The sequence below is a fragment of the Ureaplasma sp. ES3154-GEN genome (assembly GCF_025780075.1).
GTDB lineage: Bacteria > Bacillota_I > Bacilli_A > Mycoplasmatales > Mycoplasmoidaceae > Ureaplasma.
Genome location: NZ_JAOXHM010000001.1, coordinates 71,035 through 97,455 on the forward strand (window position 1 = coordinate 71,035; position 26,421 = coordinate 97,455).

General features: G+C 30.3%; 14 protein-coding genes and 1 other RNA gene. 5 read left to right on the plus strand and 10 right to left on the minus strand.

All coding sequences use genetic code 4. The annotated features are described in order from the left end of the window. Positions 1-59 precede the first annotated feature (59 nt). A complete protein-coding gene (polC, locus tag OF377_RS00230) occupies positions 60-4,343 on the plus strand; it encodes a DNA polymerase III subunit alpha (protein ID WP_263835898.1) in 4,284 nt (1,427 codons plus the stop codon). 304 nt (positions 4,344-4,647) lie between these two features. Here the strand turns inward: polC and OF377_RS00235 are convergent, their stop codons facing one another. The 8 genes from OF377_RS00235 to OF377_RS00270 are packed head-to-tail and all read right to left on the minus strand — an operon-like array spanning position 4,648 to position 14,971. Continuing rightward, positions 4,648-6,282, minus strand: a complete 1,635-nt coding sequence (locus OF377_RS00235; RefSeq protein WP_263835899.1) for an MIP family Ig-specific serine endopeptidase — start codon at positions 6,280-6,282, stop codon at positions 4,648-4,650. Beyond that, entirely contained in the window at positions 6,257-7,678 is a 1,422-nt protein-coding gene (locus OF377_RS00240) for an MSC_0618 family F1-like ATPase beta subunit (protein WP_263835900.1), read from the minus strand. The genes OF377_RS00235 and OF377_RS00240 overlap by 26 nt, the downstream gene beginning before the upstream one ends. A 20-nt stretch (positions 7,679-7,698) precedes the next feature. Then, entirely contained in the window at positions 7,699-9,228 is a 1,530-nt protein-coding gene (locus tag OF377_RS00245; protein WP_263835901.1) for an MSC_0619 family F1-like ATPase alpha subunit, read from the minus strand. Continuing rightward, positions 9,228-11,603 carry an MSC_0620 family F1-like ATPase-associated subunit gene (locus tag OF377_RS00250; protein WP_263835902.1) on the minus strand — a complete coding sequence of 792 codons (2,376 nt, stop codon included), beginning with the start codon at positions 11,601-11,603 and terminating at the stop codon, positions 9,228-9,230. The genes OF377_RS00245 and OF377_RS00250 overlap by 1 nt, the downstream gene beginning before the upstream one ends. Positions 11,604-11,610: 7 nt before the next feature. Next, complete coding sequence (locus OF377_RS00255; RefSeq protein ID WP_263835903.1) at positions 11,611-12,078, minus strand: MSC_0621 family F1-like ATPase epsilon subunit; 468 nt, start codon at positions 12,076-12,078, stop codon at positions 11,611-11,613. A gap of 14 nt (positions 12,079-12,092) precedes the next feature. After that, positions 12,093-12,926, minus strand: a complete 834-nt coding sequence (locus OF377_RS00260) for an MSC_0622 family F1-like ATPase gamma subunit (protein WP_263835904.1) — start codon at positions 12,924-12,926, stop codon at positions 12,093-12,095. 35 nt (positions 12,927-12,961) lie between these two features. Beyond that, positions 12,962-13,489, minus strand: coding sequence for a DUF2714 domain-containing protein (locus OF377_RS00265; RefSeq protein ID WP_263835905.1), 528 nt, complete (start codon positions 13,487-13,489; stop codon positions 12,962-12,964). A gap of 6 nt (positions 13,490-13,495) precedes the next feature. Next, positions 13,496-14,971: an MSC_0624 family F1-like ATPase-associated membrane protein gene (locus tag OF377_RS00270; protein ID WP_263835906.1), complete on the minus strand. Its 1,476-nt coding sequence runs from the start codon at positions 14,969-14,971 to the stop codon at positions 13,496-13,498. 229 nt (positions 14,972-15,200) lie between these two features. On the opposite strand from OF377_RS00270, the gene OF377_RS00275 reads away from it, so the two are divergent. The 4 genes from OF377_RS00275 to rnpB all read left to right on the plus strand — a co-directional run bounded on the left by OF377_RS00275 (position 15,201) and on the right by rnpB (position 23,020). After that, on the plus strand, positions 15,201-17,600 hold the full coding sequence (locus OF377_RS00275) for a putative immunoglobulin-blocking virulence protein (protein WP_263835907.1): 2,400 nt from the start codon (positions 15,201-15,203) through the stop codon (positions 17,598-17,600). Between the two features lie 130 nt (positions 17,601-17,730). Next, positions 17,731-20,148 carry a putative immunoglobulin-blocking virulence protein gene (locus OF377_RS00280; RefSeq protein ID WP_263835908.1) on the plus strand — a complete coding sequence of 806 codons (2,418 nt, stop codon included), beginning with the start codon at positions 17,731-17,733 and terminating at the stop codon, positions 20,146-20,148. Positions 20,149-20,166: 18 nt separating this feature from the next. Beyond that, positions 20,167-22,599, plus strand: a complete 2,433-nt coding sequence (gene mip, locus OF377_RS00285) for an Ig-specific serine endopeptidase MIP (RefSeq protein WP_263835909.1) — start codon at positions 20,167-20,169, stop codon at positions 22,597-22,599. A 36-nt stretch (positions 22,600-22,635) separates the two neighbouring features. Further along, positions 22,636-23,020: RNase P RNA component class B (gene rnpB, locus OF377_RS00290), an RNA gene on the plus strand. 462 nt (positions 23,021-23,482) lie between these two features. Here the strand turns inward: rnpB and OF377_RS00295 are convergent. Next, the gene (locus tag OF377_RS00295) at positions 23,483-24,850 is read right to left on the minus strand and encodes a Vmc-like lipoprotein signal peptide domain-containing protein (RefSeq protein ID WP_263835910.1); all 1,368 of its coding nucleotides are present in this window, start codon (positions 24,848-24,850) and stop codon (positions 23,483-23,485) included. Between the two features lie 105 nt (positions 24,851-24,955). Beyond that, entirely contained in the window at positions 24,956-25,435 is a 480-nt protein-coding gene (gene msrB / locus OF377_RS00300; protein WP_263835911.1) for a peptide-methionine (R)-S-oxide reductase MsrB, read from the minus strand. Between the last annotated feature and the right edge of the window lie 986 nt (positions 25,436-26,421).

Sequence of the window (26,421 nt, forward strand, 5' to 3'; positions counted from 1 at the left end):
GGCAACTTCTTATTTTTTATTATCTAATAAATTAACACAACTTTTAGGAGAGAATATTTATGCCTAATAACATTTTAATGCAACTTATCCCCCAATTACCCAAGTATTTACACGATAAATTACCCGCTTATACAGTTAAAAAAACAAGTCAAAAGCAATTACTTGTCCGTTTTAGTGATTTCGTTAATTTTACTATCCTTGATCAAATTAGTCAATATAAGGTGCATAGTCACATTAGTGATTTCAAGCTTTTTTTCATCAATTACTTTCGCGATGTTAATGATTACCAAAATCTTTTAGATTATATTTTCGAAAAAAACCAGTGAAATAACCGAATTTATTTAGAATTAACTGTTGATGAACCAAACCTAGTTTTAAAAACTAGTTTAAAAATTCAGCTTGCATTTCTTGAGGAATTCAAACAAAATTTAATAAATGATTTCCAAGCGTGTGGCTGTTTTTTTAAAGATTTAGTTTTTGTGTTTGACGACCAATCATCAATGATCAATCAAATTGAAAACGAACAAGCGAGTACAACTAATAATTTAATTCAACAATTACATTCATACCAAGAACCAACTATTGCTTTTAATAACTATGAAAATCAATCTAATTGAAATAGATACAACAAAAACGATGCTAAAACATTTGTTAAACTCATAGATGTAAATATGGATATGAACAGTGCAAGTGTTCACGGAAGAATCTTTCAAATTGAAAAAAAAGAACGTAGTAACAAAGATGTTGTAATGAATATTTTTATTCAGGATGAAACAGAAACTTTGAGTGTTAGTTATTATGTTAGCATGAACAACAAATTTAAAGATCATTTTCTTAGTTTAAAAGAAGGCGATCATATTGGAGTTTTCGGTGATGTCACCAATACTTTCAATGATTTAACGAAAACGATCCCGATGATTAAAGCTAAAAAATTATGGAAAATTAATGAGGAATTAAATCTAGGAAACAAACAGAATATTAAACCACGAATTGAGTTAGGTTTTCACACCAAAATGACCAGCAGTGATTGCATTATCGGAACTGAAGATTTAATTGATTTTGCAGTCGAACATAAAATTCCCTGTATTGGAATTTCTGATCGTTATGTTGTTCAAGCATATCCCGAAATTCAAACATATCTTAAAAAACAAAAAATAAGTTCTGATACTCTAAAAATCGTCTATGGTTTTGAATCTGAACTTTTACCAGAACGGATCGATGCAGTTATTAACCCACAAGATCTGAATTTCGAAAATCGAGAATATATTGTTTTTGACTTAGAAACCACTGGCTTGTATCCCAATTATGATGAAATTATTGAATTCGGAGGAGTTTTAGTTAAAAACGGACAAGTTTTAGAGCGAAAACAATTCTTTTTAAAACCTACTCAACCTCTAAAACAAACAACTATTAATTTAACAAAAATTACTAACGATCATGTGATAAATGCAGTAGATGAAAAAACAGGTTTAAAACAAATGTTAGACTGATTTCAAGATCGGATTCTTGTTGCACATAATGCAATTAATTTTGATATTAATTTTATTAATATTCGTTTAAATAAGTATAACTTACCTCCACTAAAAAATATGTATATTGATACATTAATGTTGTCTCGTTCTTTGAACCCAGGGTTTCGTAGTCACCGTTTAGGTGCAATTTGCAAGAAAAATGGGATTAGCTATGAGGACGATATAGCTCACCGTGCTGATTATGACGCAGAAGTTTTAGTACATGTTTTTAATATTATGTTAAGTCAATTAATTAATGAACATCACATTAACAACTGAAAAGAAGTTAACGACGCAATTCAAAACCGTTCATTACGTAATCGTTTTTTCGGAGACCAAATAACTATTTACACCAAAAACCAAACGGGGATTAAAAATATTTATGAGCTTGTATCATTATCGCACACAACTTATTTTAATAACCGCCCAACATTAACCAGAGAATTAATCGCACCTTTTCGCGAAAACCTATTGTTAACCAACGCTGTTTATGACAATGAATTAATTAATAGTTTATTTAATAAAAATGATGATGACATTATTAAAGAAATAAATTATTATGACTTCATTACATTACCAAGTGTTAATTGCTTTAAAAATCAAATTCACAACGAAAAGTTAACATTTAACGATTTGCATAATGCCCTTAATAAACTAGTTTTCTTAGCAAAACAAACTAATAAACCCATCGTTGCATCTAGTCATGTTTATTATCTACAAGCAGATTATAAAAAATACTATGATGTCTATGTCAAATCTAAGGGTTTAAATGGACGAGCGCATCGCTTTGGAAACGAAAGTTATGTTCCCGATTTGCATTATTTAGATTATGATGAATTTGCAAATGAACTAAGTTATTTAATTGATCAAAAAGATAAATATGAAATTTTAAATAATAATTTCCAAATTATTTTAGACCAAATTGATTTCAGTATTAAACCTTTAAAAGATGAACTTTTCACTCCTAAAATTGAGAATGTAGATCAGAAAACCACTGATTTCGTTTATCAAACAGCAAAAAGAAAATATGGTGATCATCTACCTGAAATTGTACAAGCCCGTATCGAAAAGGAATTAAAATCAATTATCACCCACGGTTTTAGTGTCGTCTATTGGATTTCACATTTACTTGTAAAAAAATCCAATGATGACGGATATACAGTTGGTTCACGAGGGAGTGTAGGTTCCTCTTTAGTTGCAACCTTTTTAAATATTACCGATGTAAATCCTTTAGCGCCCCACTATTTATGTCCAGAATGTAAACACTGCGAATTCGTTCTTGAAGCAGAAGATGGATATGATTTACCACATAAATTATGTCCACGTTGTAATCATGTTCTAGATCGTGAAGGCCACAATATTCCTTTTGAAACTTTTCTAGGTTTTGATGGGGATAAAGTTCCCGATATTGATTTAAATTTCTCAGGGGTTTATCAACCTCAGGCTCACCAGTTTATCAAAGAAGTTTTCGGAGAAACTCATTCCTATCGAGCAGGAACAATTTCTAAACTTAAATCAAAGACATCATATGCAATGGTTAAAAAATATTTTGAACAAAAAACAGATGATGTCATTCGAGACTCAACAATTAATTTGTATGTTAAGCAATGTTATGCAACCAAAAAAACTACAGGTCAACACCCTGGAGGAATTATTATTGTACCCGATGATCTATCGATTTACGATTTTACCCCTTACAATTATCCTGCTGATGACGAAAATGAATCATGAAAAACAACTCACTTTGCTTTTGAATATATTCATGATAATTTATTAAAATTCGATATTCTAGGACATGATAATCCTACTATTTTGAAAATCCTAGAAGATTTAACGCACATAAAACAAGATGATGTTCCAGTAAGTGATGAGAAAACAATGCGTATGTTCTATGATATTGGTGCAATGGGAATTAAACCCGAAGATGTGTTAGATGAGAAAACGGGAGCAATTTCGATTCCTGAATTTGGAACCAGTTTCGTCCGTCAAATGTTAGTTGCAACTCAACCACGTAGTTTCGCTGATTTAATCCGAATTTCTGGTTTGTCACACGGGACTAATGTGTACTTAAATAATGCTCAGTCGCTAATTATAAATGAGAATAAAAAACTAAAAGATGTAATCGCTTGTCGAGATGATATCATGAGCTATCTAATCAATCACGGAATAGATTTTAAAACTTCATTTTTTATAATGGAAGACGTGAGAAAAGGTAAAAAAATTAAGCCTGAACACGAACAAATTTTAAGAGACAACAATATCCCTGATTGATACATAGATTCAGCAAATAAAATTGAATATATGTTCCCCAAAGCCCATGCCACAGCCTATGTTATGCACGCTTGGAAATTTGCATGGTATAAACTTTATTATCCTTTACAATACTATGCTGCCTTCTTAACTGTAAGAAACCAAAATTTTGATCTGCAAGTTCTTGGAAAAAGTCGTAACGAAGTTGTTGAATTATATAAGAGCATTAAAAGAAATAAAAATGCAACCAATAAGGAACTTGATAGTTTAACAACTTATGAAATCATTATTGAATTACTTGCGCGCGGAATTACACTAACAAGCATTGATGTAAACCAATCCCACGCCACTGATTTTTTAATTGATGTTAAGACTAACGCACTCATTCCTCCATTAATTTGTATCCCGTCTTTAGGAGAAAAAGTTGCTTGATCAATTATGCAAGAACGAGACAAAAAAACATTTACCACCATTGATGATTTAGTTGAACGTACAATGATTAATAAGCGCCAGATTGAAACATTAAAACAAATTGGTTCTTTAAGTGACTTTAATGAATCAGCTCAAACTGAATTATTTTAGTAGTAATTAAAAGAAAAAACACCACATTTTATGTGGTGTTTTGTTTATCTCATAAAGTCTGAATTAGATTCACTAAACAGTTGCTATAAAAATATATTATCAACAGTGCTTAAAATAATTTTTATTAAAAATAACAAAAAGCAACTAAGAAATTGATATTGGATAAATTGTATATAGGAACAAACTAAAAAGCAAAAAATTAAATATATAAAAAGCACAACAGTATGTTGTTGTGCTGAATATAATAGTGTTGTAAATAATTTGTATATTAATTTTGCCTTGTTTCGTCGTAATTAATTTAAATTTAACGAGTTTTATAGCGTCATGTTTTAAGATTAGGGAAGAATTTATCTAATTGTTGTTTGTAAGATTTTGTCTGTCCTTCTGCACCATTAATTAAATCAAATTTTCAAGAAGCAGGAGCAGTTGAATTATTACTATATTTCACTTCTTCCCCGATAATTGGATCAACGAATCCAACTTGTGCAGATGGATTGCCTCCAAATAAGATTCCCACAATTTCTTTATCTTTGTTAATAACTAATGAGCCAGAAGCTCCTTGCGGAATTGCTGAATCCTTCATTCCATATAATAAACCAATTCGATCGTAATGTGTATTTAAGTAATTGATACCCGTTAAAACTGCATCAATTGTGATTGTTTGAGCAAAGAAAATACCAGGGATGTGTTGGTCATATTTATTTTTTAATAAATAACGAGCTCGTCATTGTAAATCTCAAGCACGAATTGCATCACCATATAATGGCGCTCCACGATCTCAATCCTCATCACCTTCGCGCTTATTAATAACAAACTTGCTATTATATTTATATGCTTTGTTTGTCTCCGGATCAATTCTGTTGACTGGTGAACCAGGATAAGATAATGTGTATAAACTATATGTGTCTCGTAAAATATTTGGATCTTGAGTTAATAAAGATTTTTTAGCAAACGGAACAACGTTATCCTTATATTTTGTGTAAAAATCATTTGTTGCTTGTTTTGCTTGTTCAGAATCATCGAATTCAACTTTTAGGATTGCAAAATCTTTGTAGTAATTTTGTACATTTTTGTTTGTTTCAGTACCTAAAGTATCATTAGGGTTGTGTTGAAAGAAAGCAGCTGTTTTGCCTTCTGTAAAATAATTTGTTGCAGCAAAAAATAATTTCGGATATTTAGAAACAGCAATTTGTTCCTGTTCTTTAATAACATTTCCTTCAGTATCTAGCTCTGGAACAGTGTTTACATAAAAGGAAGCATGCTGTTCTGGTTGGCGGATATTAGCAACACCTGTTTCATATTCATCATCTTCAAATAAGAATTTTTCAACAACGTGCAAGTTTGTTGCTAAAAACCAAGTTGTTGGATATGTTCCATCTTCTTTTTCAATGTAATCTACAACTCACGAAGTTCCCGTAAAAACACCTAATTCAGGATTCGTTGTTTCAATTTTCATTGTCATATCATTTAGAAGTTTATATTGATCATTTTTCGCTACATTTCAATAACGTGGTTTACCTTGTATTTCTCAGTCACCATCCGTTGCAAATCCACCGGCTGGGTTTGTTGGGTCTGGAGGTGTTGGTTTGGTATATTTATAATTATTAATTCGGTCGTTATAAACTTTTGTGTCTGTCACTACTAATTTGTCAACTGCTGGATTAGTTACTTTAGAGGGTTTTGTATTTGGGGCAGTAGGATTCTGAGAGGTAGTATTATCGGTCTTATCCTCATTTTTTTGATTAGTGTTTGTCTGTGTTTTTTGTTTATCACTTTTTTGTTGTTTAGGATCAATAGATGGCAAAACAGGTTGAATTACAGGGGAAGTAGATTTTTTTGTTTCTGGACTACAACTTGCAGCGATCCCCGCAATTATTGCAAATGAAGGAACAGCAATTAAAGATCATCAGAGTTTACTTTTTTTCTTTGCTTGTTTCATTTTGTTCCTCACTTGTTATTTGTGTATCACTTTTCATATTTAGATTTGATCCAATAAAAGTAAAAATTTCTGGACCTTGATTAATAAATTCCCCATTAATAATGCGAATCACACTATCTACTGTATCCTTTAATGGAACATAAACCCCTTTTTCTTTTGTAAAATGTTCAGCCATAAAAAAGTTTTGGGTAAAGAAGTTTTGTAATTGTAAGGCAATTTTGACTACCCGTTTGTTTTCAGGGTCTAGTTCATCGATCCCTAAAACCATAATAACATCTTCTAAATCCTTATATTGTTTTAAAATTGATTTCGCTTTTACGATTGCATCAAAATGCTTTTGTCCAATAATTTCAGGATTTAAAGAAACCGAGTTTGATTCAAGTGGATCAATTGCTGGATATAAGTTTTTTGCCATCAAATCACGAGACAAAACTAACGAACCATCAAGGTGCGAAAATAAGGATACAGCAGCAGGATCTGAAATATCATCCATTGGTAAAAAAACAGTTTGGAAAGATGTAATAGAACCATTTTCATTTGCATATAATCGATCTTGAATGAACGATACATCAGAGTCAAGAGTTGATTGGTATCCTCCGATACTCGTTTTTTTATCTAATGAAGACGCAACCTCGTTAGATGCTTGAATAAATCGGTAGATGTTATCAATGAATAATAAAACATTTTCTTTTTGATAATCACGCAAGTACTCTGCACATGTGATTCCATAAGGAACAATGTTAGCACGAGCAGCTGGTGTTTCATTCATTTGAGCAACAAACATTGTTGAACTGCTCATTAAATTAGCTTCAACTAATTCATCATAAAGTTCAAGACCTTCACGTGAACGTTCACCTGAACCAATAAAAATAGGAGAGGTTTTTTGTTTTAAACGTTTTGCATTAAAAATAATCTCTTTAATTAAAACGGTTTTACCAACCCCAGCACCACCAAAAATTCCTAGTTTCTGGCCAGAAATAATGGGTGTGAAGAAGTCAATGACCTTAATCCCTGTTTCTAAAATTGTTGTTTTATTGTCTAATTGTTTTTCCTTGCGAATCAAAGAATTCATTGGTACATAATCAAGTTCAGTATTAGCTTCATCTTTTAAAGAAATTGGATTTCCTAAAACATCAAACACTTTATTTTTAGCTTTTTCACCTACAGGAACAGCTAGCAAACGCTCAGTGTTAATAACATCATCATTAATTTTAATATCACTTTGCGCCTGCAAAACAACAGCACGTACAAGTTGATTAGAAATAATAGCTTTAATTAATAACACCGTATTACTATCATGCATTGTTAGCACTTGGTCAATTTTTAAATTGTTGTTTGGGGTAATAAATTCAACTTCCACAACATTTGTAAAAATTTTAACGATTTTTCCATTCATAATAAATATCTTTCCTCTTCTTACCGATTAACAACTTTATCTACAAGTGCTGTAAGTAATTCGTCAGCTAAACCAATAGTATTAAGTTTGCTTTTAATGTTATATTCCACACCTACTGTTTTATAAAATTGGTTTGCAACACTAATAAAGTACGCCTTTGCTAGTTGCTCATCAATTGGTTGTTCATTAATAATTGCTGCGAAAATTTTGTTAGCACGCTTATCGTTATTAATTAATAGGGAAAGGAATTTCATAAATTTTGTTGTATCATACTTGTTAGTTAACAATTCTCACCCAATAGCTTTTGTAGCGATAATTAAACCAATTGGTGAGTGCAAAACAAAGTTCTTTTGTAGCAAGAAGTTTTGAATTTGTTCCCCTTTAATCATTAACATATTCGTTTCATTATTAAACTCATAATGAACTTTTGATAATTTTAATTGTTTACGGTACGCACGATAGATTTTAGATAATTTGCTAGCAATTTTTGCAATTGCACGAGTCTGTACTGATGAACCAGTCCGAGAGACAGACAAATCAACATCTACAGCAGGTAACTGGCCATTTGCAAACATATTTGAGTTCATTACGATTTGACCATCAGTAATACTAATAATATTTGATGAGATTAAAGATGTAATATCATTATCGATTGTTGATAAAATCGGTAAACAAGTAATTGTTTTTTTATCAATAAAAGCTCCAGAACGTTCAAGTAGTGATGAGTGGGCGTAGAAAACATCAGCAGGATATGCCTCTTTTGCAATCGGTTTATTTGTTAATAATGCAATTTCTCGATAAATATTTGCATGTTTAGTTAGATCATCATAAATCACTAATACATCATGGGTCTTAGCAATATTTTCAGCATGAGCCATTGCAACATAAGGTGCAAGGTATTGTTGAAACGCAGATGTTGATGGAGTGTCAATAATCATTGTGTAATCAAGAGCATTATATTTTTTTAGTGTATTATAAACATAAGATAATGATTGTCGTTTTTGACCTATACTCACATAAATACATTTTACATCCTGATTTTTTTGATTAATAATTGTGTTCAATGCAATATGCGTTTTTCCGGTTTGTCGATCACCAAGAATTAATTCACGTTGGCCTAATCCAATGGGATTAAATAAGTCAATTGCATGAATTCCTGTGTATAATTGACGATCTAAACGTTTACGGTGCATCATATCACTTGCGATATCAAACGTCTTTGCAAATGTTGGTTCAAAATGGACATTATTATTTAATTCTGGTTCATCCAGAATTTGGTTGTTAATATCGATAATATGACCAAAAAAGTCCATTGATGTACTCACTTGGTTATAGTGGTTGTTAGCGACCAATTCATCCCCAACGTTAAAGTCATTTGCGTAACTGTCTACCAAAAGATACGCTTGGCTAGTGGTTGCGGTTAAGACAATAGCGTTTGTGTGGGGTTTATTTTTAATTTGGAAACTTTGACGTTCTTTTCAGTCAATATTCCCTTCTGCAAGTACGACATAATCGTAAATAGCAATAATTTTCGGACTAGAATTAGACATTATTTAGATGACTCCTTAACCTTTGTTATTTTTTTGTTTTTTTTGAGAAAATAAATTGTTAAACCCATCAATACGATAATTAATACAATCCCTGTGAACACACCAGCAATAATTTCTGCGTGATGATCATTCGTGTGAGTCTGGTTTAATAAAGTTTGTAATTTACTAATTGCATCAATAACTATTTTATTGTACGCGGCATCATCCTTAACAGATGTTAATGTGTCGTTAATCTCTCGTAACTGCAAGGGGATTTTTTTAGCATGAGTTAATAAACTCGTAATTTGGTTGTACCAAGTTGTGTTATTTAAACTTTTGCTTAAACTAACTTTTTTTGCTTCCTGAATTAAGCGGTTATATTGAATTAATAATTTACGTGTTACTGTTTCTAACTCATTTTTATAAGGACTTTGCTTGATTGTTAATCCAATATTAAACAAACGTTCAAAGTCTTGAATTGTCGTTAGCATTAGGTTAGAATCTTTATTTTTATTCACATTTTCAAGGCGAATATATTTGAAGTATTCTAGAAGAAGATCAACAGCCTCTTGGTTGACCGTAGCTAAAGAATTAACTGTTAAATCGTTCTTATAATTCTGGTTAATAATTTCATTAATTTTTGTTTGAAATGATTTTAAATTAACCATTCGATAGTAATAAGTATATAAACTATTTAAAACTTTGATAATACGACTATTTAGTTGGGGATTTGTTAGAGGTTTGTTTGTTTTATTTTCTATGTCGCTTGTATCCGTTGATTTATTTTGATTATTATCATCAAGACTAATTCTTGAAGTGTTGGTTGCATCTACATCTTTTTCTAATTCTGTAACGGTTGTTGGAATTATTTTGGATTCTAGTGCTAGTTTATCTGGGTCAATATAATTAAATAATTCACCAATTGATTCAATTCCATCAGGGAAGCTAGTTGTATTTTTAATTGGGTCAAAGAAATAAGCGTTTAAATTACTGTTTATTGCATATACTAGTTGGTAATAGTTTTGGTTGTATCTGGAATTAAACTGATTATTAACACTTAAATAATTACTAATATTTTTCTTATTCGTATTTCATACAATAATTTGGTATGAATTTTCTTTTTCATTAAATGCAAGTTGTTTATTTTGAAATTTGTTTCAAATATTCATAGTAACAACAATTTCATCATCACTATTAAGTTCAGCTTTCACAACCTTATATTCAATAAAATTATTCAAAGGGTAATTGATTAAGAAATAATTTTGTACTTCTGGAGCTGACGGATTTTCATTAAATTTATTAACATATTCGCGGTATGTTTCGGGAGTAATACTTGGATGTAAAAAAACATCAACTTGTTTTAATTCGTTAATAAATTCAACATCATTTTTGTCGATGACATTCGGTTTATTAGAATCAATATTAGGAATTTTCTCACCTTCTGGTGGTCGTCCAACTTCTGGATCCTGTATATCCGGTTTTTCAATCTCTTCTTTTTGATCAGGTTTTTCTTGTTGAGGTTCAATAATTTTATTATTTTGTTCTAAATCAAAAATTGTGAAACGTTTTGCAATTTTATTAATAATCCAGTGATCTCAGGTTTCAATCGCATCATCGTCAATAATAGGGTTAGTCGCTTGAAAACCTGATGAATCAGCAGAGTTAACAATTTTAAAATTTTCATCTAATACAGGATTATCTTCTTCAGAAAAGAAGATTGATCGACCACGGGTGTATAAATTTTGGTAATAATCGCCAATAAATTTTTTAAATTGCTTTTCATCATATTCGTTTAATGCTTTCGCAATTTTTTGGGGATCAGATTCTTTTTGATAATTATGAAATGGATTTAAACCATCTGCATAATCAGACTCTTTCGTAAAACCTCAAAAAGAATTACTATAATCTTCGTTAAAAATGTTAATTTTCCCTTGGTTAAATTCTTTATTGTATGCAATAACATTAGGAGCTAAAATAATAAAACCGAATTTTTTAGGATCTTGTTCAATTGCTTCCAAGTTCGTATCTAAAAATTCTTTAACTTTATACAAATAAAAACGACGCTGTAATTTATACTTGTTAAATTTATCTTCAGATTCATCTTTTTCGGGGTCAAATTCACGTTTTTCGAGTTCACCAATTAAATCTTCAGCAATTTTAACTAAAGCTTTTAATAAAGCTTTTAAATGAGTCTGATTTTCTTCCACTAAAATTTTTTGAAGCTCTGCTAACTCCTCATCGGTTTTTGGTTTAGGTGGCGTTGCTGGCGGGGGAGTTGGTTGACTGGGTTCATTCTCTGTATTAGCTTCATTAGCGCTAATTGTAAGTGGTGCAAGAAGAGTTAAAGGAGCTACAATACCAAAAGAAGATAATCAAAGTTTTTTTATTTTTTTCATATATTCTCTACTCCTCTTTATTAATTAAATATAAATTAGCATTAATTACAGACACATAGTTTTTCCAACCTAATTCAGCAAGTTCTAACTCTTGCATATAAGTTAATTTATCTTTATCCTGACTCATTAACAATTTCATTCGTGCTTGTAAATCACTATTATCTTGATTTTTTTGGTTAGTTAAATATAGTTTCTTGTTAGAAGTATAAAAAATCAAATCATCCGTGGTATTAATAATGATTTCATTCTCTATAACAGTTACAATCCCATTTCATAAATGAAAAATAACATCCTCATTATTTTTGTTACTTAGTTTGTAAGTTGCGTATTTTAAAGAAGAAACATGATTAGTTTGTAAAGGCAACCATGTATCTTCATTATGCATATTTACAGCAATCTTTACTTTATCAGCATAAACATAAGCATTATCGTATGTATTAATAATTACGGTGCGCAAAGTTTGTTCATTATTCATTATGCTTACTTCCTTTATTTCTTGTTGTCATGGATTAAGTTTATTTCTTGAATTTCTGCTTCCCGTACCGCACGGTTTAAACTCATTTTAGCTTTTTTGATCCGAATTTCTAAATCCTTAAGAATCTTATTTTCATTGATTAACTTATTTTTAAAAACAATAAATGATGATTCTAGTAATAATAAATAACAAGTAGTTTGAAAATAAGAAACTAAAGCGTTATCTTTAAAATTTGTAACATTATCATAAAACTTAAAACCTTGATTGTTAAAGTTAGTTCATTTACTGATTTTATCTTCACTTAAACTAAAAGTAAAACTGAATTCATCAACCGGAAACATCACAGCTTGTAAGTCATTAATTTTATTTGACCGTACCAAAAATACAACTCGATTAATTGTTTGTCTAGTTAATAATAGGTTTGCTAATAAACCTGATTGAGTAGCGATTTCTTTAAAATCTGCTTTATCAGGAAATGATAAGACTGGTGTTTGTTGTAACTGATGTTCCGCAAAATCTTTTGCTCGACTACCAATTGTAATGAGCGCATCCTTTTTCTTTTCAAAGTGAGTACTTAAATAATCTTTAATAGTGTTATAGAAATCGGATGTAAATTTCTCATTTGCCTCATAGTAGATATACAAAGTTTTCGGTTCAACTATTTGGTTCGTATCTTTATCATATACTTGGTTTAACAATGACATATGTGTCATAATGTTATTTTCTTGTTTATTAATTTTTTTCATTAATTGCTGGATTGCAATCAATGATAACGAACGATTCAAAGAAACAATGTCGTTTAGTTTGACATAGTTAATTAATAGTTCTTTTTTCTTTTTTAGATTCATAAAAATACCTATCTAGTGTAATACACAAAAGTTTATTAATTAAAAACATTTTCGCTAAACACTAGTTTCAAAGCTCCCGTGTCTTTTTGCTGGTATACAATAATTTCTTCAACAACTTCAACAAATTTGTTTTGAACTAGAACTAATTCATGAATTAATGCATCAAACGCAGTAAGTAAAGTGTTTAAATTTTGATCATTATTACTATTTTTTAACGATATACTATCTGTTGTTGGAGATTCACTGCTTTTTAGTGTTGGGTAAGTTTTAATTAAACTAAAACTTGGTTGTTTAGCAAATGCAACAACAAAACTTGATGTAACTAAATCTTTTTTACTTTTAATTCCTTGTTTAATTATTTCTTTTAAGTTTTCTAATATTTTTGCATCAAAAACTAAGTTTGCATCTAAAAATGCTGTATTAATTAAACTTTCAAAACTTACAAAGCGATCACTTTGCACAGCCTCATAAAAACGCTTATAAACACCATTTAAACCAGTTTTATTTGCTTCTACCCGTGCATTTTCTTTGAATGCTTGGAATTCCTGATTATCTTTTTTCATATTTCGCTATCTCTCATTCTTTAAATACATATTAATTTGGTATGTTCTAATTTGTTTAATAAAGTATATTAAACCATAAACTATAGTGTATAAAGTGCTACACACCATTAATGGGATGAATGTTGCATTTCATAATGTTAAATAATGATTTGTTTGTAAATCATTTTGGTATCGTGTTAATCATTCATTTGCTGCATTCGCACTCATAATGATGACAATTAACATCAAGAAAATACTTAAATAAATTTTATTACGTTGTGATATTTCTCGTGTAATGCTTGTGTAATTTGCGAAATTAATCAAAAGTGTCAATGCGCTTAATCAAATTAAAATAAAGTTTTGTTCTTCATTAGTTTGATTTGCGATAAGTAGATATGTAATTAATCAATGAATAATTTCAACCGCAAAGAAAATGTTAAAAATGTTTTTTTGTACTCAATTTTTAGTACTTTTAAACCAACTTAATGTGATAAATAATATAATTGCAAGTATACTAAAAACAATGTTTACGTAGACTAAATCAAAACTTTCTTTATTCATAAATGAACGATATAAGTTTTCTTTATTATCATTAAAACTTATTACTGAAAAGTAAAAGAAAACCGCTAAAAAAATTACTATCGCAAATCCGAAGATGTTTGCTTTTGATTTTAATCATCTTAAAGCATTTTTAAAATTTACAATAAATACTAAATTTGCTCCAACAACAAAAGTAATTAATAGTGAAATAACAACAAATAATAAAACAGCATAACCAGGATGATTTAGTGTGTAAGCTAAATTGTTGAATTCATCATATACTTTGTTTGCTACTAGGGTTTTTGTTTCTTGAACAAAATTTGCTTTTATAAGATCAAAAGGTTGATCATTAAAACTCAAACCCCCTAACATTCCGATTCCAATTACAATTAATAAAATCAGAAATGTGTGTGATAAATAATTAAAAACCCGTTTTTTGTAAAAATCTAGGTTAATACTTAATTCCTTTGTTTTTACGAAAATAAAACCAAATAAATTAATAATTGCTAGGATTAGAAATAAAAAACTAACCCCAAAGACATCTTTTCAGGATTTAATTTCAAAACCGAAATATAATCCAATGCTTACAATAAATAAAACAGCATATAAACCTAGAAGTCATCAATGGTGTTTAACTTTGAAATAAGATTTATTAAATAACGCGTACATAAAGTACAAACTTAAAAAGATACTAAAAAATAAAATAGCAGCTTTCGTAACTTGTGCAGCACTTTCGAAATATAACCGCGTATTATCAAATGCAAAAACATTTGTCAAACCAGTTGATTGTTTTACACCAAAAAGAAATTTATCTAAGGTAAATAAAATTGCTAAACTGATTGCAAGGTATATCCCCAAGAAAGCGTAACTAATACTATTTTTAATAATTTTTGAGTATTTTTTTCTTTTTAAATTTTTTTGGCCAACAAGACCCAAGTTATTTGTTAAAAATGTATTGGGCATATTCCCTCATCTTTCTTTTTTTACGTAGATACTTATCATATCCTTATTTATAATGTTTAAATTATAATATAAAAAAATTTCTCATTTATCTAATTGGTCAAAATTTAATTAAAATTATAAAAAAGATGAAAATATTTATCATTTTTATCCTTATATAGGTTCGTATATCTAATTAGTTATTATCGCAAATAAACTTTTTTATATAATATAAGGAATTAGGAGGTAATCTATGAAATTAAAACCAAAAATTGCGTTAACAACCACTACTCTTGCAATTGCGTTAACAACTGCTATTAGTGTTCCAGTTATTTTGCATTACCAAAAAAATAAACATTTCTATGGTAATCAAGTTGTACCAGACCAAGTTTTTAATGATTACCAAATTAAACCACTTATTACAAATAAACCAGTAACGCCCCATCGTAATATACCAAAAGAACATCAAATACAACCCGAATCGCCAATTAAAACACCATTATTAATTAATCCTAACGAAAATAAATTAATCACCCATGATCAAATTATTGTAGAGTCAAATACGCCTATAGTTAATAATCCAGAAAAAGAAGAATTTACAGAAGTTAAACCTGAATTAGAACCTCAACCTGAAGTCCAAGAGGTTCAGCCGATTATTCAACCTGAAAACAACAAAATAATTAATCAAGCACCATCAATTTCTACAGCTGAACATTTGGAATCTGATGTTGCTAAACCAAATAAAGTTGTCCGTTCAGTTGGTAATTTAAAAGTTTATGTTTCTGTAACATGACCACCTGAAAGACAACGTTTTGAATCCGATAGTGATATTGCAAATCGCATTAATTACACCGCACTACCGGGTCCGCGAATGACTGGAATCGATGATTTAACAAAAGAAATCATCGATGAAAACACTCGAATTGGTGTTCTTGGTTTAAAGGATGCAATACTGCAACCAGATGTCTATAAAATTGGTCCAGCTGGCTCTGTATATAGCGAGGAAGGAATTTTATTAAAAGTTTACAACCAGCCAAGTATAGAGGCGCTAAATAATTTAGATCCGCAAGCAGCAGGTGTAAATTTTCAATGAAGCTATCTTAATGATCGGATTGGTCGTTTTGTTTTAACAGATAAAGTTAAAGATTTCTTAACAGCAGAAGGGCAAGCTAACTATGATAAATTCCCCAGTGTTGCAGAAGCAAAAAAAGATAAGCGTAAATATTGATTACGTCTAGCTCGAATTATCGCCTATCTTGATTCATCAAAATTTTTAAAACGGCCAAGTAAAACAACTAATGAATGGCTGAAAAAAGGGTATACAATTGATGAAGATAATATATTTATTAATGAAAATGGAGAAATAGAGTCATACGGTTGACGCCCCTTAGTTAATAACGCGCGTGATGCGGCAGAACGTGATAACCGTGAATATCGTACATTTGGATATGATTCACCAGATGGAAGAATTAATAACGATGCAATTCGAGCAGGTGAATATCCCGGTTGAAGTTCAGTTGATATTACTGCTGATTATAAGCCATATGGAATTGAACCGAACCAAGGCATAATAGTTAAAAAACTAACTCGTAATAAACTAGATAAAAAACTTCGTAACAAGGGTGTCCAAGTAAGTTTTGATTTAGCACATCCAAATGCTTATCAAAAAGCAGTAGCTATTATTAATAATCTAAAGAATGCTAATCAAGAAATTACATCTTATCGTTTTCTAAATATTGGTCGAGATGATCATCAACAAACAGTTTATCAAATTTTAAACATCCTGCCCTCTAAACTCCCTCAACTAGAATTATTCTTTGAAAACCATAATACATCTGCATTATATGCAATTCGCGACAAGCAAATTGATGAATTATCAATTTATACAACTTACCAATCGGCAGTCGATGAAGAATGAAGTATTAACCCATGAGCAATTAAGAATGTTGCTTGAGTTAATACAATGGAATACCGAGTTGGAAAATTTGCAAATAATGTTTCACCAATTTCGCGGATTATTTTCAATACACTAGTCTTTGACCGAGCGGATGTAAGTATAAATAATAACCAAATTGATTTAAGTCGTATTAATCGAGGATTGAGAATGGCTTATTGAGTTCGTAACAACGAAAAAATCTTTCAGGGTGAATTTGGCAGCGGTCTTGAACCTGACAATAATGAAGGAAATAATTCGTACCCCAATGGGCTTGATTTGTCACGTATCAAGCAACTGAGAAGTTTGCGTGGTTTAGTCTTCAGCGATGAACTTAAACCAGAGAACAAACCACGTGTCTTAAAACGTGTTCACTTCTTTAATGATAGTTCAATTTATACTCTTGATGTTGATGAACTAAATAATGCACATTTTGATGTACTTGATGATTCACCAATGCAAATGCCGCCCACAAAAATTATGTTTTCAAATGGAGATGTAACCCGTGAACTTTTAATTACTAACACCCAAAATATGACTTTAAATTCAACCGGTGCAAATAATTTACGACTATTCTTGAAATACGCTGTCAATGGAATTAATTCCCGACCGATTCTAATTGATCAGGAAGATACAAGTGATTTAAGAAAAATTCTAGAAAACAATGGCTATGCAACAACTGTTGTTAATGTGCAAAAACATAGTTTTGAGGTTGCGTAAAAATTGTTATATAATAATAAAACCTAAATAATCAATGAAATAAATCATTACAAAAATACTAACAAAATAAATGATTAAATTAATTTAATAAAATTCAGCAAATACATTAAAGAAAGGAGTGTTGAAATTTATGAAATTAAAACACAAACTAGCACTCAGTATCATCGCAACAACGGCAGTAATTGCTTCAACAATTGCAGCGACATTGGGTTTAAATAAACATTCTGCTACCCAGGAAATTCTTGATCCGCGCGTTCAGAACGCAGATTTCTATGATCACGGAATTAATGAGATTAATATCTCCAAACCAATTACTCCAGCACAACCAAATACCAAAATCAACGAGCACAATGAAGATAAAGTTGAGATTACTGATAAGTTAGAGATTGAAGAAGTAGTCCCACCATCAACTGTGCCTGAGGTGGAAATCCCAAAAGAACCAGAAGTTGTTCCAGAAGTTCCAAAAGAACCAGAAGTTACTCCTGCTCCTGAAGAACCTATTTTAAAGCCAGAAGAAAAACCTTCCATTGAAGAAATTTTAGAACCAATTCATGAAATAACTAAAGAAGATGAACTTACTCCAAAAGATATTACTGAGACAGAACTACCAAAAGATTTACAAGTTTTTCCACCTCAGATTGAAAAAGATGTCGAAGTAGATGGGTTAACCGAAAAAGTAACATTACAACCGCAACCTAATCGTTTATATTTTAAAAGTGATGAGGAAGCAGGTATTGTTAATAAAAATCCTGATCCATACCTTTCTGAACGTGTTCCTGATGTTGTAAATTTTGATCCATCAAAAGAATTCATCAAAAAACAAGTTGATAAATCAACAAGTTATTTCAAAAAAAATACATTTAGTCCAACCCTAGAAAAAGACTATGTACGAAACGCTACTCAAGAAAATTTAGCTAAATATTTCTTAACTAATGGACACAATGAATATGATCGTAATGATTTTTCGCGGGATAACCCTTTTTTAAGTTTATCTGATAAATACTGAAGACTTATTTGATATGGAAATTGAGAAAAATATGTTATTGATGGAACGCCACCCGAAAAAATTCAAGAATTGAAAAACTTACCACAAGATCCGTTACCCCAAACTCCTAAATCGGTTGCAAAAATCATAAAAATTGTTTCTTATTTAGATTTCGATAAATTCACCACTTTATCAAAGGATGCTGAAAAAGCGATTCGGGATGGTCATAGTCTGGATGATTCAAACTCATATATCGATGAAAAAGGAGAAATAAACAGTTACAGTTCCAATCCTCTGCCAGGAACAAACAAAGTTACTTCTCGTTTAGAGTATGACAACGCAAATCGTCGAATTTTTGGATATTCCTCATATTACAATCGAACACCACAAAACTTAATTGACGGGACCTATGAAGGGTGAACTAAAACTGTAGATACTGAGTATAACGCTCGTTATAACTCTGAAAATATTGACGGAATTAATTTTGATAAACTTACTAGAAATAATCCTGAAAATGACAAAAGAAATGAAGGTCGGGTATTAACAATTGATGTATCTAAACAAGGGGCCTACGAAAGAACTGTTAATGTAATAGAAAAACTAAAACAAGATAATGTTACAATTGAGGGATACCGTTTCTTAAATATTGGTTCAAAAGACGCTAATCAAGCTTTTGTTCACATTATAAAAGCTCTTCCTAAAAAAATATTACAACTTGAATTCTTTTTTGTTAAGAAGGATACAAGCGCTTTAGCTGCATTAGAGGAAAAAGAAGAAATTAAAGAACTAGGTCTATATACTAATGAACTCCCTTATGATGAAGCATGACGTATTAACCCTTGAGCCTTAAAAAATGTACATTGAATTAACACTAATGACTATAACTCCCCTAGTGGATATGGTAATGGCTATCACCCATGAACACGAATCCAATTTACATCGCTTGCTTTTTACCAATCAGATGTTAAAGAGAATGAGAAATCACTTGCTTTAAAACTTAATCGAATTAACTATGGTTTAAGAATGGCCTATTTCGTCCGAAATAACGAGCCCTTCTTTCAAGGTGAAATGGGCTCAGGGTTAAAACCTGATCACAATCAAGGCGGTAATTCATATCCATGAGGGCTAGATTTATCGCGTACATCATTAAAATCACTGCGTGGCCTTGTTTTCCAAGACCACAAAAAACCAGAAAATGGGACGCGAAAACTTAAATACTTGTGATTAAGAAACGACACTGCAACATTTGAAATTACAACCGATGAATTAAATCACGCTCAATTTAAAGAAATTATGATCCAAGAACAACCCCAAATGCCACGAACAAAAATCTTTTTCTCAAATAACGAGGATACAAAACGTATTAAAGTTATTAAAGGGACTGAGCCATTAAATAGTGAAGGTATTGCTAATTTACGAGTCTTACGAGAATACACTGATTCAAGTGGTGTTAAAAACAACCCTGTCTTATACAACGCCGGAGATGAAGAAACAAAACAAATACTTCAAAGTAATTTTGCTGTTCAAGAAGATAATCCAACAGCTAATATTGATGTAGCATAATCCAAAGGATGACGAATAATGAAAAAAGTAAAACATACAAAAAAAATATTATACGCACTGACAGGTTTTAGTGTAACAATCTTATCTATTGCCGCGATTGCTGCGTCTTGTGCGCAAAAAAATACAAATGATAAGCCAAACGATACATTACCTAATAACCCTAATACTAAACCAAATAATCCTGACAATGATAAAAATGCATCAGAAGCTAATTCGACAATTACGCCTAATAACCAAAATAGCAGTACAGAACTAAATAACGCTGAACCAAGTGAAGACGTTAAAAATTGAGTCAATGAACTAGCATTAGAAGTTACCCAATTTCTCGATGGTAACCCAGACAAATCAAAACTTCATATTTGAGATTTAGAAGATTTAAATCAAATTAAAATTAAACTAACTGGACCAAAAGCAGATTTATTTTCAGTCCTTGTTACCGGAGTTAAACCTGATTACAACGATGCCAAACAAAATATTTCTGTCAAAACCGGTCATGCAACCTTGAAACTAAAAATCGTTCATAACAAAACTAAAACATTTGTTGAAAAAGATTTAGAAATCAGTGGTTTTAAAACTGAACCTTATTTGGTTGATAAAGACGGAATAATTATTGATGAAAAAACCGCAACTAAAGAACAAGAGCGTGTCAATTACTTAACAAGTTATACTCCTGAACAACGAGTAGCTTATGAAAATGAAGACTATCTAAATCAACTAAAACGTCAACTTAACAACGAATCTATCGATCAAGTTCGTCCAGATCTCGCTGCAGTTACTAGTACAGAAAAGACTAAATTTGACGAAAAAGCTAAAAATTTAGGTTTAGATACTTACAATAATCAAGCATTTAAAGGTTACACACTACCTGTTTATAATAATGATGGAGAGTTTGATGGCTTATCAATTGCCAAAAAACTCCCTGGTCAGGGTCCGTCTTGAGTAGACTCATACAACCGAAACCAGTATAGAAATAAAGGACTTGCCCGAGTTTTACTAAACAAAGAATACCAAACAATGGGTGAACAAACTTTTGGAATCTCTTTTACTAATAAAAACCAAAGTTATATAAAAGGTAATGAAGAAAATCCAAATATCCCAACATCTGATCCCTCAAAGTTTCCATTAACAACATCTCGAGGAACGGTATGAATTTTAGACTACGAAAAAACAACTGATGGCTCATACCCAACTAAATGATATTTTGGGACAAACTTGCACGTTGCAGATTTATTGCGTAACAATACGCGAGGCGTTAGTTTGTCACGTCTAAACAAAAATCCACCTCTACAAACAAAATTCACTTTGACAGAACACGATAGTAATTTTTCAACATTTATAATTGGAACAGATCTTAAAACTGAAGAGGAAACAACCCGAATTAGTGAAATCTTTAAAGTTGTCTACAGTGCTACTGATTTTTTGGAAAAGGACCCAAGTGACTACTTAGCTAGCAAATATAAAGAAGAATTTAAAGATAGAAAAGAATTTTTAGATTTTGCAGTTATTGAAGTTGATTTTAGTAAAATTAAACCCAATGAATGATCAATCATTTCAAAAAACAATGTGGTGCCTGAAAATATTGTCAATAACAATGCTAAAGTCGCTGAAGCACTAACAAACAATTACGCTAACGAAACAGATAAACAAATTAAATTTTTAGATTACGATTATCTTTCTCGTAACAAAGAAAACCAAGCACCATTATTAAAAGCCGATTTTGATAAATATACTGGAGACCAATTCTTCTTACTAGGTTACCCCTTGGCAATTGAAGATTTCTATTTTGGTAAGTACGATGAAGAACGAGTTAAAAATTGAGTTCGTTGATCAACTTCACTATGAACTAATGGTAAATATGAATTCTTTGATAAATTGGTTTTACCAGAAGTAGGAACAACCGATGAAGAGCGTGCAGAACACGCAAAAGAATTAGCTAAAGGTGGTCGGTTCAGTTATCAAGTTGGTTACCGTTCATTCCTGAATAAACCTGGGGTATCTGACGCTTTCATCGCTTCTCCACGAAATGGTGATAAATACCTAACAACTCATGATGGTAAGCAATACGTTTCATTCGGATTGCAATATATGCCACGTGATTATGAACCATTCGGAGGAGCAAGTGGTTCATCGATGCGTAACCAACATAACGCAGTTATTGGTGTATACCACACTGCAACGCGGTTCACATCCACAGGTTTAGTTGGAGCATTACGTTCAGAAGGTTTTGATTATAACGGTTTATATGGAACATATAATTTGCCACAATACGATTTAATTTTTGGTGGTGGTAAAGACCAAAAAACTTCATACCGTCAAGCTTTGAAAGAACTAAATAAAAATAATCCAAATGTGAGAACAAATATTTTTCCTAACGGTTTTGAGGAAGAAAATATTGAAGAAAAATATCGTTTCAAAAACGAACCTTCAACAAGTAATACAAACAATAATTAAACTTTAAAAAATATTTTTATAAACAAAAACTAATCCATATCATAGTTAATTGCTGTTAAAATCGTTATTGATTATTAATAGAGGAAAGTCCGTGCTTGCACAAGGTGGAAATCCTTGTAGTGTTTGTTGTATGTATAATTAATAAAGCATAGCATTGTGTTCATCAATGACGGCTATTGTTAAGCCTAAGTATTTTATTTAAAAAAATATATGGAATAACAATCTAAAAGTGCCACAGGGACGAATCTTTAAGAAATTAAAGGGATGAAACGTTGGTAAACCCCGCAAGCAAGAAACCTAAATTTTGGTAAGGGAATTAGAAAACACGAATCATAAGTGGTTTCTAGATAAAATAAACTACTGTTTATTTTATAGATAAATAATTAACACTCATTAAGAGTACAGAACACGGCTTATTTGATATGATGAACATTAAAACAGTAGCTTGCTACTGTTTTTCTTATCTTTATAGAGAATTTAAAAAGCATAAGATTAAGTCTTATGCTTTTTTTTATAAATTCAAGTATAGTTAATTATTAAAACAAAACTCAGTTACTTTTACGTGTTCTCTACCAACCTAAGATGCTTATAAGTTCCTAATCCTTATATTGGGTAAATAATAACTTTAAATATCTATCTTTTTGGTCACTTGTGAATCACTAGTAACTTTTTGCTTATGCAATAACAACGAGCATATAAACTTGTTTAAAACAAAAATATGAAAATTCTTTTGCTTAATTTTCTAATAGGCTTGCCAACAGTCTTTGCAACATAAATTCATAAAAGAAAATCATTTATAGTAATAAAAACACTTAATCTAACTTAAGTATTAATTCAATTCCTTGATAAAAGATGAACTTATCCTATAGTTATATTGTTGGATTTAATTAACATTGCCTAATATTTCAGTTAACTTTTCAATCGCATTTTTATAATCAGTATTTCAACTTTCCTGATTAATTTTTTGTTGAACTTCGTTCAAAGCATTTTCTAATGTTGCTTTTATTTCTTTGTATTTTGGTTCGGTATCGGATTTGGCATTTACTTCGGTTAGTAAATTATTCAACTGTTCTAATAAATTTTGGTATCTAACCTTTAATGGTTTTTGCTCATAATCAACAGTTGCTTCATATAGTTTAATAAACAAATCTTCATTAAACGTATTACTTGAACTGATATTAGTAAAAGCTTCTTGTAAATTATTATAAGCAGCTATTCATTGATCACGCAAGGTAGTTTGTTGTTTTTTGTCATGGATTTCATCAACAATTTTAACGATTTCATTATGGGCTTCTAAATAATTTTGCGCTCGGGTTTTAATGACGTTTTCTAAAGCTAAATAATTATTATTTCTTAGTTCAGAAACTCCATCTGAGTTTGTTTTACGAACTTGAATAACTAAAGGGTTTTGGAATTTAATGACGTGTTCTTGATTAGATTGTGAATTATCTTTTTTGGATCCGCCAACATATTTAATACCCACGACGTCAAATGATGATATATTTTCAAGTTTTGCTTTTTCAAATTTAAAATCTACAAATGTATAACCATCGATAGGACGTTTATCTTTAATATCTTCTGTTGAACTATAAAAGGACAAAATCGGTTCACCTGTAATATTGTCAAATAAATTAGTAATTAAATAATAACCTTCTACTTTTAAATTTTCTTGAACAATATCGTTAGATATTAAAACACTATATAGAGTAGGTTGATTCTCAAATAAATCAACTATATTCGCATTCTGACTAGTAAAACTAATAAACATTTGTGAATCATACATTTCCTGATTATCCATAGTTTTATTATTTGGCTTTGATTCTTCAGGCGCTAATTCTGGTTGATTACCATTATTCTGATTTGATTCTTGGTTCATATGTTTATCATTATTTTGATTGTTATGCGTCTCTGGTTGTTCTGGAGATGGTGATCGCTTTTCAGATTCTTGTTTCTGTTCTTGTTGTTGTTCTAATTTAACTTCGGATTTAGTTTCACTATTTGTTTCTGGGTCAAGAGATAATGTAACATCAGGTTTTTTTGTTTTTGATTCATCGCTAGGTGTGGGTTGCGGTTGTGGTGTAGAATTATTATTAGGTGCTTCGTCCTTAGAATTTTTTGTATTTGGATTGGTTTGTTTAATTAATTTCTCCTGTTTTTCAGATTTGCAACTAGCTGCGATAGCTGCAATAGTACCTAAAAGAGATGTACCACTCAAAATCATAAAGATTAATTTTTTATGTAATTTTTTCATTTTTAATTCCTATTCTTTCATAAATATTTCCATTATATATATTCTTTTAAAACAAGCAAAAAGTAGTGGCTAAAGCAACACACTACTTAATTAGGGATACAAATATTAATTATTACGTTTTAACTCTTCACTATCTAATAATGATTTATATTCACCATAACCTTGCTTTTCTAAATCATCATATGCAATGAATTTTAAAGCTGCAGAGTTAATACAATATCTTAATCCTCCGTCCTGTTTAGGTCCATCACTAAAAACATGACCCAAATGTGAATCAGCGTTTTTGCTTCGCACTTCTGTCCGATGCATATTGTGACTATTATCAGCATATTCGCTAATTAAATCTGCAGTAATTGGTTTTGAGAATGCGGGTCATCCGCAACCAGAATTATATTTATATGTTGATAAAAACAAGGGTGTGCCATCCACAATATCAACATAAATTCCTTTTTGAAAAAAACGATCATATTCGTTAGTAAACGGTTGTTCAGTTGCTGACTCTTGGGTTACTTGATATTGAATATCTGTTAATTCAGTCAACCGAAGTTGCTTTTCTTCTGGTGTTATTTTTCTTTTTCTTTGCATAAATACCCTGCTCTATTTTTATATATGAAATATATTGTAAGATAAAAAGCGAAAATAAGCATTAAAATATACAAGAAAATATGAAAGACATCATGAATAATTTTTCATTATAATTTATTTTTGAAAATCTTACTGAAGCAAATTTACTATTTAATTTATCCGCCATAGATAGCTATTAATATATTTAACAATTATATTTATATTATTTTTTATTTTATCATCTCTTAAATAGATCTATTAATACATAAAGATAGATGAAAATTATTTAATTATTATAAATGCATTTTAATAAATAAGATATCCATAATTACATTATAAGTTTTAAATATTAATTATATTCTAAAAATAGTGTGTATTAGGGCAAACTAAGAAAGATATTGAGCATGAGATAATCCTTCCAAATGAAACAATAAACACATTATTTCATACTCTGCACCGTCCTTACAAAATGCTATGAAAACATTTCCCTATATGATATTTGTCTGAATAAAACATATTTTGGCAAAATTAAAATCGAATTGTTTAATTATGTTAATATTGATAAAATATTACAAACATATTTATAAAATTCTACAAAATGGATTAGATATCGAAATAATAAATAAACAAAAAATTGCTTTTTTATCATCAAATCAGTTCATTATTTTCTTGCGAAAATAATCTAGCCCCAAATATTCTTTAGTTTAAGATAAAACAAAACACCACTTTTTAGGTGGTGTTTTCTTCTTTATAAATACTTATATTGGCGAATTTTTTATACAAAAACCAATATGAACTTTTTTCTACTGCATATACCAACTAAACAGAGAAGTGGATTAAAAGATATCATCTGCATATAATGGCTCACTTGTACAAAGAATTATACTCGGCTTAAATTATTATTTGACTTCTGAATTTATAAGAAACACATAAGAGGCACAAATAATTTTAGCATATGCTTATGTTACTATGAGAAGGATTGAAGTTGAAAAGAAATATTAACTAAA